Below are 14,953 nucleotides of genomic sequence, written 5' to 3' on the forward strand. Positions count from 1 at the left end.
CAATGCGGACCGTCGCCAGTGGTCTTGCACATGCCATGCGAATCACCCTAACGTAAGCGTCAACATACCGCTGCTTTAGAAGAGAGGATTCGGCACATGTCCGACAGCGATCTGGAAGCCTTCCGCGCGGAAACGCGTGAATGGCTCGAGGCCAACTGCCCACCCGAAATGCGTGAACCCGTCCGTGACGAGGGCGATGTCTATTGGGGCGGCCGCAATGCCAGCTTCAAAAGCGATGCGCAGAAAGCCTGGTTCGAGGCGTGCCGCGACAAGGGCTATACCGTGCCCGAATGGCCCAAGGCCTATGGCGGTGCGGGCCTGACCCCGCCCGAAGGCAAGATCCTGCGGCAGGAAATGGCGCGCATCAACGCCCGCCCGCCCCTGTCCAGCTTCGGCATCTGGATGCTTGGCCCGGCGCTGCTGCATTTCGGCACCGAAGGCCAGAAGCAGAAGTTCCTCAACGAAATCGCGCGCGGCGAAATCCGCTGGTGCCAGGGCTATTCCGAGCCGGGCAGCGGTTCCGACCTGGTTTCGATGCAGACGTTCGGTGAAGACAAGGGCGACCACTGGGTGGTCAACGGCCAGAAGATCTGGACGTCCTATGCCGACGAAGCCGACTGGATTTTCTGCCTCGTCCGCACGGACAAGGAGAACAAGTACCAGGGCATCACCTTCATGCTGTTCGACATGGAGAACGAGGGCGTCAGCACCAAGCCGATCAAGCTGATCAGCGGCAACAGCCCGTTCTGCGAAACCTTCATGGACGATGTCACCGTCCCCAAGAGCTATGGCGAGGACATTCCCGGCTATGTCGGCGAGATCAACCGCGGCTGGGACGTGGCGAAATATCTGCTCGGCCACGAGCGCGAGATGATTTCGGCTACCGGCGGCGGCGACCGTGCCTCTTCGCTGGGTGCCGTGACGTCGCGTGCGGGCCTGCTGGATCCGGTGCTGCGCGCCGAAATGGCCATGTTCGATGTGGATGCCTTGTCCTTCACCGCCATGAGCGAGAAATTCATGGACGAACTGAAGGCCAGGAAGGGGCATCCCGCCCAGCCCAACATGCTGAAATATGCCGGGACCGAGCTGAACAAGCGCCGCCACGAACTGCTGATGGCAGCGGGCGGCAGTGCGGCGCTGGAATGGGAAAGCGAAGAGAGCAACGGCGGCAAGACCGCCCGCAGCTGGCTGCGCACCAAGGCCAATTCCATCGAAGGCGGTACGAGCGAGGTCATGCTCAACGTCATTTCCAAACGTATTCTCGACCTGCCGGGAGCCTGATCGATGCCTCTGTATTACGACGACGACCAGACGATGCTGGCCGAAACCGCCAACCAGTTCATGGCGGAAGAAGGGTCGATCAAGAACCAGCTGCGCCACTGGCGCGACCGCAACTGCAAGGACGGTTTCGGCCATGCCCTGTGGAAGCAGTTCGGCGAAATGGGCTTCACCGGAATGCTGGTGGGCGAAGACGACGGCGGGCTCGGCATGGGCCAGGTGGAGGCGAACATCGTGCTCGAGGAAATCGGGCGCAATCTGACGCCGTCGCCTTTCCTGTCGTCTTCCGTGCTGGCTGCGACGGCGCTCAAGCACGGAAGCAACGATGTGAAGGGCCGCTGGCTTCCGGACCTGATTTCGGGAGACAAGGTCTATGCCGTCGCGATCGACGAAGGGCCCAAGCACCGTCCCGAAACGATCGCCTGCAATGCCGAGAAATCGGGCAATGGCTTTCGCCTGTCGGGCAAGAAGGATTTCGTGGTCTATGGCGCCAGCAGCGAGATGATCGTGGTGGCTGCCCGGACTTCGGGCAGTGACAGCGATGATGACGGCGTGACCCTGTTCGCCGTGCCGCAGGATGCCGCGGGCATGAGCCACGACAGCGTGCGCCTGGTCGACAGTTCGATGGCCAGCCACATCACCTTCGACGGCGTGGAGCTGGACGGCGATTCCGTGATAGGCGAAGTCGATGGCGGGCGCGAAGTCCTCAACGCCATGCTGATGGCGGGCCGCGTCGGTTCGGCAGCGGAAGGAGTGGGCGTTGCCCGCGGCGCGATGGACATGACGGTGGATTACCTGCGCCAGCGCAAGCAGTTCGGCAAGGTGATCGGCGAATTCCAGGCGCTGCAGCACCGCGCCGCGCATCTCTATTCCGAAGTCGAGATCGCCCGCGCTGTCACGATCAAGGCAGCCCAGCTTGTCGACGGCGCCAGCGAAAAGGCCGATTTGATGGCATCGGTCGCCAAGGCCAAGGTGGCCAAGGTGGCGGGACTGGCCGTGCGCGAAGGCGTGCAGATGCATGGCGGCATCGGCATGACCGACGAATACGACATCGGGCTCTACATGAAGCGCGACCGGGCGTTGCAGGAATTCCTGGGCGACCAGTATTACCACGCCGGCCGCGTTGCCGAGCTGAGCGGTTATTGAGCGGGAGAGACATGATGACGCTTGAAGACCTGTTCAGCCTCAAGGGGCGCGTTGCGCTCGTCACGGGCGGGAGCCGCGGCATCGGCAAGATGATCGTCGAAGGCTTCCTCGCCGCCGGGATCGAGCGCGTTTACATCAGCGCGCGCAAGATCGACGAAATCGAGGAAACCTGCGCCGAGCTGGGCGACAGGGTGATCGGCATCCAGGGCGATCTGTCGACGATCTCGGGCATCGAGGCGCTGGTGGAAGAGCTGTCGAGCCGCGAGAGCAAGCTCGATATCCTCGTCAACAATGCCGGGGCGGCCTGGGGCGTCGACTATCTCGAGTTCCCGGAAGCGGGCTGGGACAAGGTCATGGACCTCAATGTGAAGACGCCGTTCTTCCTGACCCAGAAACTGCACACGCTGCTGACCGCCGCCGCCAGTGCGGACAAACCGGGCAAGGTGATCAACATCACCTCGATCGACGGGCAACGGGTCAATCCTTGGGAAACCTACAGCTATCAGGCGTCGAAAGCCGCACTGATCCACCTGACCCGCCGGATGGCGGCGCGGCTGGTGAAGGACCACATCTACGTCACCAGCCTGGCGCCCGGCGCCTTCCCCTCCAGCATGAACCGCGCAGCGCGCGACCATGAGGAGAAATCGGCCGCCGGCATCCCGAGCAAGCGCGTGGGCGACAAGCTGGATATGGGCGGCACCGCCGTATACCTCGCCAGCCGGGCCGGGGACTATACCATCGGCGAGACGCTGACGGTCGATGGCGGCATTGTGAATGCTCTCCTTCCGACCCACTTTGCCGATCCGGGATAAGGGTTCGAACCGTTGATCCGATAAGCGCCACTACCCGTTGAAGGAGAGCGGAATTTCCTTGCGGGTGGCGGCGCAGCCAAGCTAACTGGCGCGAATATTTTTCAAGCAGTCAGCCGGCATTCGCCAGCGGTGAGGGGTCGATAAAGTGCGTAGTGTTTCCGTCCGTGCCATCAGTGCAGCACTCTGCTGCGTTCTCGTAACCGCGTGCGGCGGTGACGATTCGCCGACCCCGACCCCCACCGAAAGCCCGACGCCCGGACCCTCGCCGAGCCCCACGCCGACGCCAACCGAAGTCGATTTCGATTTCTCCACCGATTTCACGTCGAGCATCACCAACTCGGCCTATGCCTTCGCCTATTTCGCGCCGGAAGGCGGCGCCGAAGTGTGGAGCGACGGTTCGCGCCGCAACGGCCAGAGCACGATCGCATATGAGGTCGCGCCGGAGAACGTCGAATACACTTGGCCCGACACGCTCGAGCTGGAAAGTTTCACGGCAGCAAACCTGCTGAACTCGTCCCCCACGATCAGGACATATCGCAAGGGAACGACAGACGGGCTTCAGATGGAGCTGCCGTTCGAGCACGTTCTGCGCGTAGCCTATGAAAAGTCGCAGTCATTCATCCGCGACACGGTGCCCGGCACGCTGCGCAGCTTCCGCTATGCGCTGTTCTTCAATCCGGTCACCACGGATACAACTATCACGGCGAACCTTTCCTATACAGGTACGCCGCAGGCGACCGGCGGCGAGGCAGGCGTTACGCCGTCCGGCGTTATTACGTCGCCCGAAACCACTTTGGTCGTCGGTCCTGACGGGAACAACATCAAGATCAACGGCACGATCCGTATTCTGGAAACCGTCAATGGTAATAACGTCGTACGGGCCGTTCTCCCCATTTCCGGGAACGTGGGCACCAACGGATTCTTCAACGGGCTGATCGAGGACGAAGCCAATGGCTTCGCCGGCAATTTCGTCGGATCGCTCGCCGGACCTTCGCGCGAGGAAGTGTTCGTCGTCTTCTATGTCGTCAAGGTGGACGATGAAGGCGAGGAAGACGAAGACGATGTGCGCAAATACATCGGATCGCTGATCGGCAGCTGATGCATAAACGGACGGGCAGGGCGACCGGCCCGCCCGTCCGCTAGTTCATGAGTTCGCGAACGAAGGGGATCAGCCCGGTCTGGCGCTGGCGCTTCATGCGTTCGGCATCGAGAATTTCGCGCACTTTCGCAAAACACGCATTCACATTTTCATTGATGATGACGTAGTCGTAAGCATCCCAGTGGCTGATTTCCGCGCGCGCACGTTCCATGCGGGCGGCGATCACATCGTCGGCATCGGTACCCCGGCTACGCAGCCGCCGTTCCAGTTCGGCGATGCTTGGCGGGAGGATGAACACGCGGACGACGTCCTGCTGATCCTTCTGGTAGAGCTGCTGCGTGCCCTGCCAGTCAATGTCGAACAGAAAGTCCTGGCCTTCCTTGAGCGCGCCGCGGATCCGCCCCTTGGGCGTACCGTAGCGATGGCCGAACACAGGCGCCCATTCGTAGAAATCGTCTTCCTCGACCATGCGGTCGAACTCGGCGTCATCGACGAAATAATAATGCACCCCGTCGATTTCGCCCGGACGGGGAGGGCGCGTAGTCGCGCTGACCGACAGTTTGATCTCTTCGTCGGCGCCCAGCAACATGCGGCTGATCGTGGTCTTGCCTGCACCGCTGGGCGATGAAAGGATGAAGAGCAGGCCCCGCCGGGCCAGTTTGTCGTGCGAAATCGTGGAATCGGTCATGCGCGCTGTTGGCGCATGAGGCACAGGCGAATCAAGTCCTGCCGACGGATAAGTTTCAGTTCTTGTCGTCGCGTCCGGCCTGCCTGCGCAAGGACCGGTCGCCTTCTCTGCGGGCCTTGCGTTTCGACTGGCTGCGGTCGAACAGCACTTTCAGGGCAAGGCCGGTGCCCACCACCAGGGCCCCCGGAACAGAGCGGGTAGCGACTTTGGTCACGCCGTAAGCAGCCAGCGTTTGCAACATGGAGCGGTTTTCGACCGCTTCCTTGGCAAACTTCGTGCCGTATTGCTTGCCGAGGACGGCTTTCTCTACCGCCATGCGCGACAGGCGCCCGGCACTGCGCAGCGCTATGTCATGAATGATGAGATTGGTGGCGGGGTTCGTGCTGGGCCCGGCGACCACGTGCCGATGCCTCGCGGCGCGATCGGGTGCACTGATGGGTTCACCGACCATGTCAGTGATGTGATCTGGTTTGTTCTGCCTGTTTTTCCGGCGTTTCGCCATGTCCTGCCCCGCTTGCCGGGAAGGCCCGGCGCCTACTTCTTGCGGCCGAAATCGACCGTGACGACATTCGAACCGTCGTCTGCTCCCTTAACGCCTTCCTCTGCGGCCTGTTCCGTGCCGTCATTGTCGGGATGTTCGGTTGGAGCGGGGGCCATGTCGTTGACAGTGGCCTGAAACTGGAGCCCGAAGTCCACGGCAGGATCGACGAACTGCGTGATAGCCGCGTAAGGAATGTCCAGTTCTGCCGGCACCTGATTGAACGACAGGCCGACGGCAAAACCGTCTTCGCGGACATTGAGGTTCCAGAATTTGTTCTGGAGCACGATCGTCATTTCGTCAGGGAACCGTTCGCGCAGGCTGGCCGGGATGGATACGCCCGGAGCGTGTGTCTTGAAGGTGATGTAAAAATGATGGGCGCCGGGAAGTTCGCCGCCGCCATCTTCGATTTCACTCAGCACGCGCCCGACGACGGCGCGCAATGCTTCCTGGACGATGGAATCGTAAGGGATCAGGCTGTCGGGCGTCTCTTCGCTCATGCGCTGCTAGGTGGAGCGAGGCGCGTCATGGGTCAAGCGCTTTAAGCGCGCCTTTACCCTGCCGATATGCGCAATTTCTTGCGCCCCGCCCGCCAGCGCTCTAGCGCGGCTGCCATGCGTACTGGCCGTATCGAGCGTAACACTGCGGAAACCAATATTCTTGTGGACGTCAATCTCGACGGCACAGGAAGCTATGACGTTGCAACGGGCATCGGTTTCCTCGACCACATGGTCGAACAATTTGCGAAACATTCGCTGATCGACGTGACGCTGAAGGTCGAAGGCGATCTGCATGTCGATCAGCATCATACGACCGAGGACAGCGCATTGGCGCTCGGCCAGGCACTTTCAGCCGCTCTGGGCGATAAAGGCGGTATCGCGCGTTATGGCAGTGCCTATTCGCCCATGGACGAAACGCTGGCCCGGGTAGCGCTCGACATTTCCGGGCGACCCTATCTCGTGTGGCGCGCAGGCTTCAGCCAGGAAAAGCTTGGCGAGTGGGACACCGAGCTGATCGAACACTGGTTCCATTCGGTCGCGCAGACCTGCGGCCTGACACTGCATGTCGAACTGCTATACGGTACCAACAACCACCATATCTGCGAGGCGATCTACAAGGGCTTTGCCCGTGCTATGCGGGCTGCGGTCGAAGTCGATCCGCGCAAGGGCGGCACGATCCCGAGCACGAAGGGGCAGTTGGGTGGCTGAGATAGTCGCCCTCGTTGATTACGGCGCGGGCAATCTGCACTCGGTCGAGAACGCGCTCCGCAAGGTCGGCGCGACGGTAAAGGTTACGGCCGACCCGGACGTGCTGCGCGCGGCAGACCGTATCGTTCTGCCGGGCGTCGGGTCGTTCCGGGCCTGCGCCGAAGGACTGCGGGCCGAACAGGGCGTGATCGAGGCGATGCACGAACGTGTCTTCGTCGGCGGGGCGCCCTTCCTGGGCATTTGCGTCGGCATGCAGTTGCTCGCCGTGCGGGGGCTGGAACACGGCGAGACACCGGGTCTCGGCTGGATCGACGGGACCGTTCGTCTGATCGAACCGATCGATACCAGCGTAAAGGTGCCGCATATGGGCTGGAACGATGTGGCGCCCCTGCCGCATGCAAGAAGGCACGAAGTCGTCGCCGAAGGCGAGGCCTATTTCCTGCATTCCTACCACTTCAAAGCGCGTTACCGCGAAGATGTGCTGGCGATGAGCGATCATGGCGGCGGGCTGGTGGCGGCAGTGGGCCGCGACAATGTCGTCGGAGTGCAGTTCCATCCCGAAAAGAGCCAGGCCTACGGGCTGGACCTGCTGAGCAAGTTTCTGGAGTGGAAGCCGTGATCGTTTTCCCCGCAATCGACCTGAAGGGCGGCGAAGTCGTCCGCCTTGCCGAAGGCGATATGGACCGCGCGACGGTCTATGGCGATGATCCGGCCGCGCAGGCCAGACTTTTCGACGCTGCCGGGGCAGGCCATCTGCATGTCGTCGATCTGGACGGCTCGTTCGCGGGTTCGGCGCAGAACCGCGAAGCGGTGGAGGCGATCGTCGCGGCATTTCCGGGTTATGTGCAATTGGGCGGCGGCATTCGCACGCCAGCCGATGTCGAAGGCTGGTTCGAGGCGGGCGTTGCGCGCATCGTGATCGGGACCGCGGCGCTGAAAGATCCGCAATTCGTCAAGGACATGGCCCGCGAGTATGAAGGCGGCATAGTCGTAGCGGTCGATGCGCGCGACGGCATGGTCGCGACCGATGGCTGGGCCGAAGTTTCCGATGTGTCGATTGTCGACATGGCGCGCCGGTTCGAAGACGCGGGCGTTGCCAGCCTGCTGTTCACCGACATCGGGCGCGATGGTCTGCTTAAGGGCGTGAACATCGACGCGACCGTCGATCTCGCGAGGCGCGTCGATATCCCGGTCATCGCCAGCGGCGGCGTGAAGGGGCTCGACGACATCCATGTCCTTTCGCTCTACGCCAATGAAGGCATCGAAGGCGTCATCACCGGGCGGGCGCTCTATGACGGGCGCCTGGACCTTGCGGCAGCGCTCGCCATGGCGGCAAGGCAATGAGGGTGAGGGTTTTGCCATGACCGTGAGGGTTCGCGTCATCCCCTGCCTCGATGTGCGCGACGGGCGCGTGGTGAAGGGCGTCAATTTCGTCGATCTCAAGGATGCGGGCGATCCGGTAGAACAGGCCCAGGCCTATGACCGGGCAGGCGCCGACGAGCTTTGTTTTCTCGATATTTCGGCCAGTCATGAAGGACGCGGCACGCTGCTCGACATGGTACGCCGCACGGCGGAGGTCTGTTTCATGCCGCTGACCGTCGGAGGCGGCGTGCGCAGCGTCGAGGATGCCCGCGCATTGCTGCTGGCCGGTGCCGACAAGGTCGCCGTCAATTCGGCTGCCGTATCCCGCCCTGAGCTGGTGCGGGAGATTGCCGAAAAGTTCGGTAGCCAGTGCGTGGTTGCCAGTGTCGATGCCCGCGCCGCAACAAGCGGTTCGGTGCGCGGCTGGGAGATATTCACCCATGGCGGACGCAAGCCGACCGGTATCGATGCCATCGAACACGCGATCAGGCTGGCGGAACTGGGTGCGGGGGAATTGCTGGTCACATCGATGGACGGCGATGGCACCAAGCAGGGATACGATGTCGAACTGACAAGGGCGATCGCGGATTCGGTTTCCGTGCCGGTGATCGCCAGCGGAGGCGTCGGCACGCTAGAGCATCTGGTGGAAGGCGTGACGCGCGGCCACGCCAGTGCCGTTCTCGCCGCCTCGATCTTTCATTTCGGGGAACATACCATCGCAGAAGCGCATGCTGCCTTGCGCGCGGCTGGGTTGCCAGCGCGCGGTTAGGGGGTTTCGTCCCGCGGCGGGACGACCCGACTTGATTGCAGGCGCCAGGCAACGAAGGTGGTAAGGGCGGCCCATGACCCTCCAGTTCGTCTCGCTTGCTGCGCATATTGCGAATATCGGAGGCTCCACTGCCATGCACATGCAAATGGTCGAACCCAGTGCCATGGTGCTGGTTCTGATCGGGCTGGCCGGTGTAGTGGTCGGACGTTTCCTGCTGGGACGCAACCCGGATTGACGCTGTAAGGGCGGTCCGTGCATAGCGCGGGTCATGGAAACGTTATCCCGCCTTGAACAGACGATCGCGCAGCGACGTACGGCCGATCCGTCACAGAGCTATGTCGCGAGCCTCCATGCCAAGGGCCTGCCTCAGATCGCCCGCAAGCTGGGCGAGGAAGGCGTCGAAGCCGCGGTTGCAGTCCTTTCGGGAAGCGGTGAGGAACTGGTCGGCGAAGCAGCCGATATTCTCTTCCACCTGATTGTCGCCCTGAATGCGCGCGACGTTCCGCTCGCCGATGTTCTGGCCGAACTCGACCGGCGCGAGGGCGTTTCGGGTATCGAGGAAAAAGTCAGCAGGAGCGTGTAATGCCGATTGATCCGACCCAGCCGTATGACGACGACAATATCTTCGCCAAGATCTTGCGGGGCGAGATACCGTCGAACAAGGTCTACGACGACGAGTGGGCGTACGCCTTCGAAGATATCAATGCGCAGGCGCAGGTCCATGTGCTGGTCATTCCCAAGGGGCGATATGTCAGCTGGGACGATTTCAGCGCAAAGGCAGAGCCGGACGAGATCGCCGGTTTCGTCCGCGCTGTCGGCAAGGTCGCCCGCGATCTCGGGCTGGTGGAGCCCGGCTATCGCATGATGGCGAATATCGGCACACACGGGGGGCAGGAGGTCCCGCATCTGCATGTCCATATCTTCGGGGGCGAGCCGCTGGGGCCGATGATTGCGAGGGGACGCGGGGCGGGCAAGTAAGTCGACCCGGTCCTGCGACGTAGCCGGAAAGAGGTTGACCGAATCCCTGGGGCCGGTTAACGGGCCGCTTGATTTCGGCGCGTCGGAGCACCATCTCCGGCGCGCATTTATTTCACGAGAGACATCATGAAGATCCGCAACAGCCTCAAGTCGCTCAAGAGCCGTCATCGCGATTGCCGCGTGATCCGCCGCCGTGGGCGCACCTATGTTATCAATAAGACCAACCGCCGTTTCAAGGCCCGCCAGGGCTAATTGCGGCTCCGCCCGATAAGGGCGGATGCGTTGTTCGACCGGCCCGGCTCCGACGAGGAGTGCGGGCCGTTCGTGTTTGAGGTGGCGTGATGCAGGTCGAAGCGGTCGTGTTCGATGTGGGGCGAGTGCTCTATCAATGGCGTCTCGCCCAGCTGTTCGAGAAGATCGTCGACGATCCGGTGCGTTTACAGACACTGCTCGATGACGTCGTGACCGAGGAATGGCATTTCCAGCACGATCAGGGGAAACCTCTGTCGGAAATGGTGCCGGAACGGATCGCTCAGTTCCCCGATTTCGAACTGGAAATCCGTGCTTATGCCGCGCGTTTCAACGAAACCATTCCGGGGCCGGTGCCCGGCAGTCATGCGCTGGTGGATCTGCTCGACAGACGCGGTGTGCCGCTATTCGCGATCACCAATTTCGGACATGAATTCTGGGCGGGCTTCAGGCCCACGGCACCCATATTCGATACGTTTCGCGATATCGTGGTGTCGGGTACGGAAAAGCTGGCCAAGCCCGACGCGGCAATTTTCGATCTTGCCGAGACGCGGTTCGGCTATCCGGCAGAAGCGATGCTCTTCATCGACGACAATCACGCCAATATCGAAGGTGCGGCGAACTGCGGCTGGCAGGTGCATCATTTCGTCGATGCGCCTCGACTGGAGGCAGATCTCGAGAGGCGGGGGCTGATGTGAAAAAGACCCCGGCCTGAGCCGGGGTCCTGAGTTGCCACCCGATGGAGAGGGGTGGGGATCGACTGGATCAGGCGTTGCACTTGGCAAGATTGTCGGCATCCAGAGCTTCATCCTTGGCGGTGAAGGATGTGATCTGGCCATGTTCGCGCTGCAGTTCGCGGCAGACGCGCAGCGGGCGCGAGTTGCTTTTCTGTGCAACACAGGTGGTGCCCTTGCAGGCCCAAGCCACGCCGCCGGCGATAGTGGTCGATGTCTTGGTCACCGGCTGTGCCAGTTCGACAGTATAGAACATGGAACCGGATTTTGCTTCCGCGCTGGACGGGGCGATGGCGGCGCCGAAGATGAGCGTGGTGTAAGCAAATGCGGCCGCAAGCGCGCCGACATTGGTTGATCGCGAGAGAGTGGTCATGAGAAGTCCCTTTCTAATTGCAAATTTTTCAACGGAGATTGCTGTTGTTGCAACTAGGTTGCAATTCGCAACTTATCCTGAAAGGCCGGATAGCCGTATAGGTTTCGCAATGCAACCTAAATTTGAAGAATTTGGCAAAATGGTTTTTTGCGCTAGATAGGTTTCTGGAAAAGGACTGAAATTATGGGCGAGATCCGCGAACCGCTGCGTGAATTGACCGAATGTGGCCTGCCACAGGCGTTGGAGGCGATGGGTGAACGATGGTCGTTCATGATTCTTCGCGCGAGCTTCAACGGACTGCACCACTTCGAAGAATTTCTCACTGAACTGGGCATCGCCCGCAATATACTGTCCAACCGTCTCGCCAAGCTGGTTGAAAACGGAATTCTCAAGCGGGACCCCTGTGCCGACGACAAGCGCAAGATCGAATATCGCCTGACCGAAAAAGGGCTGGACCTGCTCCCGGCCATGGTGGCTCTGCGCCAGTGGGGGCAGAAATACGGCGCAGAGGTGGTCGAAAATCCCGTGCTGGTCGACGAACGCGACCGGTTGCCGATCGGGCCTACGTCGATCCTCAGTCACGATGGCCGCATTCTCGGCCCGGCAGACCTTCACCTCGTCGAACGGAACAATCTCGGAATTCGTGCGGATGGATCAAAAGCCGAAGGCGGCGAGCCGATCGATCGGGGCGACGTCGTACAATTTACCGGCGGGCAGAAGACCAAGAACGCTGCTTGAGCAGTATCTACCCGCACAATCGGGCGAGGAGCCCCTGCTCACAGTGGTCTATCGCGCTGCAGCGCCTCTGATTCCGTAATCGATCCTTATCCGCACCCATTCGCCCACCATGGGGCGACCGCCTTTTTGCGGTGGGCGGACCTTGAATTGCCATGCCGCCGCCTGGACCGCGCGGCCGATGCCCGAGCCCTGAGGCGATTCGCCGACGATCACGCAATCTTCCACGCGGAAGTCGGGCGCGGTCCTGCAGTCTATCAGACCCCAGCCGGGGCCCTGGGCAGTAGAAAGATAACCGGCCAGTTCGTCGTCATACGGTCGCCTGTACCAGCGAGCGGCATATAGCGGTTCGCCATTGGGCCCGCTGCCGGCGATACGGGGGGTGTCCCCGGGAGCGGGAGTGTCTGGCGGCCCATAGGCCGGTGCCGGCGGACCCTGCGCCGGGGAAGCAGGCGGCGCCTGTCTCGGCGTCTCCTGGAGCGAGAAATCGTTCCGCAGGATCGGTCTGGGTGCTGGCGCTGGCTGCGAAACGGGCGGCTGCGGTGTCGTTTCGTCCTGGGGTGGCTGTTCAGCAGTGGGCTGTTGCGGCGATGGGTCCGGCGCGGCGGCAGAAGGTGCCGGGGATTCTTCAGGCTGGTCTGCCTCATCGGGGGCGGACGTGAAAGCAACCAGCGTGTCGCGAACCTGGCCTGCCTGTTCTTTCACCGATCCAAGTGAAAGCAGTATAAGAACCAACAGGGCTTCGAGCGCCAGTGCCAGCGCCAGCGCGGGCAACCGCTGGCGCAGTTCGGGACGTAGCTCGTCATAGCGTCGCCGTAGCGAATCGATCGGGGTGGTGCGTTCTGTCACGGATACTGCGGCGTTCTGACGTCTGTGCCTCTGGCCGGCGCAAGCCGACAATTCATGCCTACCCCACGTATTTCCGCATGGGCCAAACGATGCGCAGTTACAAGAAAAGCATAGGGGCGTGTGAATATCACCGCTCCGTGCCACCGTGACGTCATCGTTAAAACGATCTCAACAAGTCGCCGTCACAAAATGGCATTTCGCGAATCCAACCCTGCAGCGCGGACGGGCCATTGTGATCGAAATCGAAGTTCAGAATGAAACGCACCAGGACGTGCATCGTATCAAGGCGATGTGTGTGCCGCGCATTGGCGAAGGCATCCGACTGAAAGAGCCGAACGGGCAATGGGCGTCCTACGACATTCTCGATGTCTGGTATCAACAGGCCGAATTCGGCGAAATATGGGTGCCGTACATTCATGTCCGCATGACCCCGGAAGAATTGAAGGCGATCGAAATGTCGCGGGCGAACCCGCTGGTCGATCGCGGTCAGCAGATGCCGATCGAGGATTTCCTCAAGAAATTCGAAGGCGATTACGAACACGAAACGGTCAGGCTCAACCTCGACATGAGCGAAGATTGATCGCCACGCTTGCCCAGAGCCATCAGGCTCTCGGCGCCTGTCTGCGATAACTGAGCGCCTCTGCAACATGGATCCGGCCGACTTCCTCTGCACCGGCGAGATCGGCGATCGTACGCGCCACGCGAAGCATGCGCGTATAGCTGCGTGCCGACAGGCGCATGGCTGTTGCCGCCTGCATAAGTAGTTGCCGCCCGGCCTCGTCAGGTGTGGCAAAACGTTCCAGCGCGTCCCCTTCGAGATCCGCATTGGTCCGGGCCTTCGTCGCATCGAACCGCGCTGTCTGCCGCTCTCGCGCCTGTGACACGCGTGCAGCAACTTGTGCGCTTCCCTCCGCCGGGGGCGGAAGGGCCAGGTCGGCGGCGCTGACCGGATCGACCTCCACATGCAGATCGATCCTGTCGAGCATGGGGCCGGAAACCTTGCTTTGATAATCGGCGGCACACCGCGGCGCTCGGCTACAGGCCAGTGCGGCATCGCCCAGATGGCCGCAGCGACATGGGTTCATAGCCGCGACGAGCTGGACGTTGGCGGGAAAGGACACGTGCGCATTGGCGCGCGCAACATCGACCTTGCCAGTCTCGAGCGGCTGTCGCAGCGAATCGAGCACGGCACGCTGGAATTCCGGCAATTCATCGAGGAACAGGACGCCGAGATGCGCGAGGCTGACCTCGCCTGGCTTGACCCGCAACCCTCCGCCAGTGAGCGCTGCCATGCTCGCCGAATGGTGCGGCGCACGAAACGGACGGGTGCGGCTGATACGCCCTTCTTCCAGCGTTCCGGCCACGGACTGCACCATGCTAACCTCCAGTGCTTCCGACGGCGAAAGCGGAGGGAGAATGCCGGGAAGGCAGCTGGCCAAAAGGCTCTTGCCCGCGCCGGGAGGCCCGATCATCAAGAGATTGTGTCCGCCTGCCGCAGCGATTTCCAGCGCGCGCTTTGCAGTTTCCTGCCCTTTGACCTGCTTGAGATCGCTACCGGCCGGTTCGCTTTCGACCACGCCCGGCTCCGGATCGGGCAGGCGCTGGGTTCCCTTCAGATGATTGAGCAGGCTGGCGAGATCGGGGGCCGCGCACACCGGGACTTCGCTCGCCCAGCGTGCTTCCGACCCTTGAGCCCTGGGGCAGATAAGTCCGATTTCCTGCTCGCTCGCATGGATGGCCGCGAGCAGGACGCCCGGCGAGGGTACGATTCGCGCGTCGAGCGCCAGTTCCCCTACCGCGATCCAGTCGCCCAACTGTTCCGCATCCGTGACCCCCATCGCGGCAAGCAGGGCGAGTGCGATCGGAAGATCGTAATGCGATCCTTCCTTCGGCAGGTCGGCCGGGGACAGATTTATGGTGATTCGCTTGGGCGGCAGGGCAAGCCCCATGCTCGACAGCGCGGCGCGAACGCGTTCCTTGCTTTCACCGACGGCCTTGTCCGCCAGCCCGACGATATTGAACTTGGGCAAGCCCGGCGCGACGGAGCATTGCACCTCTACGCTGCGCGCTTCCAACCCTAGATAAGCGACCGTTTTTACTAGTGCGACCAGAGTTAACCCCCACCCCGAATTCGC

At 61.9% G+C, this 14,953-nt stretch carries 21 protein-coding genes; 15 read left to right on the top strand and 6 right to left on the bottom strand.

Annotated features, from left to right (window positions below):
- Window positions 1-96 precede the first annotated feature (96 nt).
- The 4 genes from KYK83_RS10750 (at window position 97) to KYK83_RS10765 (ending at window position 4,335) form a co-directional block, all read left to right on the top strand.
- Window positions 97-1,281: an acyl-CoA dehydrogenase family protein gene (locus KYK83_RS10750; protein WP_103022318.1), complete on the top strand. Its 1,185-nt coding sequence runs from the start codon at window positions 97-99 to the stop codon at window positions 1,279-1,281.
- Window positions 1,282-1,284: 3 nt separating this feature from the next.
- Window positions 1,285-2,424 carry an acyl-CoA dehydrogenase family protein gene (locus KYK83_RS10755; protein ID WP_222828251.1) on the top strand — a complete coding sequence of 380 codons (1,140 nt, stop codon included), beginning with the start codon at window positions 1,285-1,287 and terminating at the stop codon, window positions 2,422-2,424.
- Window positions 2,425-2,438: 14 nt separating this feature from the next.
- Window positions 2,439-3,236, top strand: a complete 798-nt coding sequence (locus KYK83_RS10760; protein ID WP_196847947.1) for an SDR family NAD(P)-dependent oxidoreductase — start codon at window positions 2,439-2,441, stop codon at window positions 3,234-3,236.
- A gap of 145 nt (window positions 3,237-3,381) precedes the next feature.
- Entirely contained in the window at window positions 3,382-4,335 is a 954-nt protein-coding gene (locus KYK83_RS10765; RefSeq protein ID WP_222828252.1) for a hypothetical protein, read from the top strand.
- A gap of 40 nt (window positions 4,336-4,375) precedes the next feature.
- Here KYK83_RS10765 and gmk read toward each other — a convergent pair whose 3' ends face one another.
- From gmk to KYK83_RS10780, 3 genes are read right to left on the bottom strand one after another with little or no spacing between them, the layout of a single operon-like run.
- Window positions 4,376-5,023 (bottom strand): guanylate kinase, encoded by a 648-nt coding sequence (gene gmk, locus KYK83_RS10770; RefSeq protein ID WP_222828253.1) that lies wholly within the window; start codon window positions 5,021-5,023, stop codon window positions 4,376-4,378.
- Window positions 5,024-5,078: 55 nt separating this feature from the next.
- Entirely contained in the window at window positions 5,079-5,525 is a 447-nt protein-coding gene (locus KYK83_RS10775) for a hypothetical protein (RefSeq protein WP_222828254.1), read from the bottom strand.
- Window positions 5,526-5,557: 32 nt separating this feature from the next.
- Complete coding sequence (locus tag KYK83_RS10780; RefSeq protein WP_103022323.1) at window positions 5,558-6,061, bottom strand: SspB family protein; 504 nt, start codon at window positions 6,059-6,061, stop codon at window positions 5,558-5,560.
- A 114-nt stretch (window positions 6,062-6,175) separates the two neighbouring features.
- On the opposite strand from KYK83_RS10780, the gene hisB reads away from it, so the two are divergent.
- The 9 genes from hisB to KYK83_RS10825 all read left to right on the top strand — a co-directional run bounded on the left by hisB (window position 6,176) and on the right by KYK83_RS10825 (window position 10,825).
- Window positions 6,176-6,769: an imidazoleglycerol-phosphate dehydratase HisB gene (hisB, locus tag KYK83_RS10785; protein WP_103022688.1), complete on the top strand. Its 594-nt coding sequence runs from the start codon at window positions 6,176-6,178 to the stop codon at window positions 6,767-6,769.
- A complete protein-coding gene (gene hisH / locus KYK83_RS10790; RefSeq protein ID WP_222828255.1) occupies window positions 6,762-7,388 on the top strand; it encodes an imidazole glycerol phosphate synthase subunit HisH in 627 nt (208 codons plus the stop codon). The genes hisB and hisH overlap by 8 nt, the downstream gene beginning before the upstream one ends.
- Window positions 7,385-8,113 (top strand): 1-(5-phosphoribosyl)-5-[(5-phosphoribosylamino)methylideneamino]imidazole-4-carboxamide isomerase, encoded by a 729-nt coding sequence (gene hisA, locus KYK83_RS10795; protein ID WP_196846907.1) that lies wholly within the window; start codon window positions 7,385-7,387, stop codon window positions 8,111-8,113. Before hisH ends, hisA begins: the two co-directional genes overlap by 4 nt.
- Window positions 8,114-8,129: 16 nt before the next feature.
- Entirely contained in the window at window positions 8,130-8,900 is a 771-nt protein-coding gene (hisF, locus tag KYK83_RS10800) for an imidazole glycerol phosphate synthase subunit HisF (protein ID WP_222828256.1), read from the top strand.
- A gap of 73 nt (window positions 8,901-8,973) precedes the next feature.
- Window positions 8,974-9,135, top strand: coding sequence for a hypothetical protein (locus KYK83_RS10805; RefSeq protein WP_196846906.1), 162 nt, complete (start codon window positions 8,974-8,976; stop codon window positions 9,133-9,135).
- A gap of 33 nt (window positions 9,136-9,168) precedes the next feature.
- Window positions 9,169-9,483: a phosphoribosyl-ATP diphosphatase gene (locus tag KYK83_RS10810; protein WP_222828257.1), complete on the top strand. Its 315-nt coding sequence runs from the start codon at window positions 9,169-9,171 to the stop codon at window positions 9,481-9,483.
- Window positions 9,483-9,878 carry a histidine triad nucleotide-binding protein gene (locus tag KYK83_RS10815; protein ID WP_222828258.1) on the top strand — a complete coding sequence of 132 codons (396 nt, stop codon included), beginning with the start codon at window positions 9,483-9,485 and terminating at the stop codon, window positions 9,876-9,878. The genes KYK83_RS10810 and KYK83_RS10815 overlap by 1 nt, the downstream gene beginning before the upstream one ends.
- A gap of 126 nt (window positions 9,879-10,004) precedes the next feature.
- Window positions 10,005-10,130 carry a type B 50S ribosomal protein L36 gene (gene ykgO, locus KYK83_RS10820; protein WP_006833921.1) on the top strand — a complete coding sequence of 42 codons (126 nt, stop codon included), beginning with the start codon at window positions 10,005-10,007 and terminating at the stop codon, window positions 10,128-10,130.
- A gap of 89 nt (window positions 10,131-10,219) precedes the next feature.
- A complete protein-coding gene (locus KYK83_RS10825) occupies window positions 10,220-10,825 on the top strand; it encodes an HAD family hydrolase (RefSeq protein ID WP_222828370.1) in 606 nt (201 codons plus the stop codon).
- 67 nt (window positions 10,826-10,892) lie between these two features.
- On the opposite strand, the gene KYK83_RS10830 is transcribed toward KYK83_RS10825, so the two are convergent.
- A complete protein-coding gene (locus KYK83_RS10830) occupies window positions 10,893-11,234 on the bottom strand; it encodes a DUF8200 family protein (RefSeq protein WP_103022329.1) in 342 nt (113 codons plus the stop codon).
- Window positions 11,235-11,417: 183 nt separating this feature from the next.
- Here KYK83_RS10830 and KYK83_RS10835 point away from each other — a divergent pair, with 183 nt between their 5' ends.
- A complete protein-coding gene (locus tag KYK83_RS10835) occupies window positions 11,418-11,972 on the top strand; it encodes a winged helix-turn-helix transcriptional regulator (protein WP_221596192.1) in 555 nt (184 codons plus the stop codon).
- Between the two features lie 48 nt (window positions 11,973-12,020).
- On the opposite strand, the gene KYK83_RS10840 is transcribed toward KYK83_RS10835, so the two are convergent.
- The gene (locus tag KYK83_RS10840) at window positions 12,021-12,818 is read right to left on the bottom strand and encodes a hypothetical protein (RefSeq protein ID WP_346729460.1); all 798 of its coding nucleotides are present in this window, start codon (window positions 12,816-12,818) and stop codon (window positions 12,021-12,023) included.
- A 232-nt stretch (window positions 12,819-13,050) separates the two neighbouring features.
- Between KYK83_RS10840 and KYK83_RS10845 the strand changes: the two genes are divergently transcribed.
- Window positions 13,051-13,398, top strand: a complete 348-nt coding sequence (locus KYK83_RS10845) for a hypothetical protein (protein ID WP_199797711.1) — start codon at window positions 13,051-13,053, stop codon at window positions 13,396-13,398.
- A gap of 22 nt (window positions 13,399-13,420) precedes the next feature.
- Here KYK83_RS10845 and KYK83_RS10850 read toward each other — a convergent pair whose 3' ends face one another.
- Window positions 13,421-14,929, bottom strand: coding sequence for a YifB family Mg chelatase-like AAA ATPase (locus tag KYK83_RS10850; protein WP_222828372.1), 1,509 nt, complete (start codon window positions 14,927-14,929; stop codon window positions 13,421-13,423).
- Between the last annotated feature and the right edge of the window lie 24 nt (window positions 14,930-14,953).

The sequence above is a fragment of the Qipengyuania pacifica genome (assembly GCF_019857205.1).
GTDB lineage: Bacteria > Pseudomonadota > Alphaproteobacteria > Sphingomonadales > Sphingomonadaceae > Qipengyuania > Qipengyuania pacifica.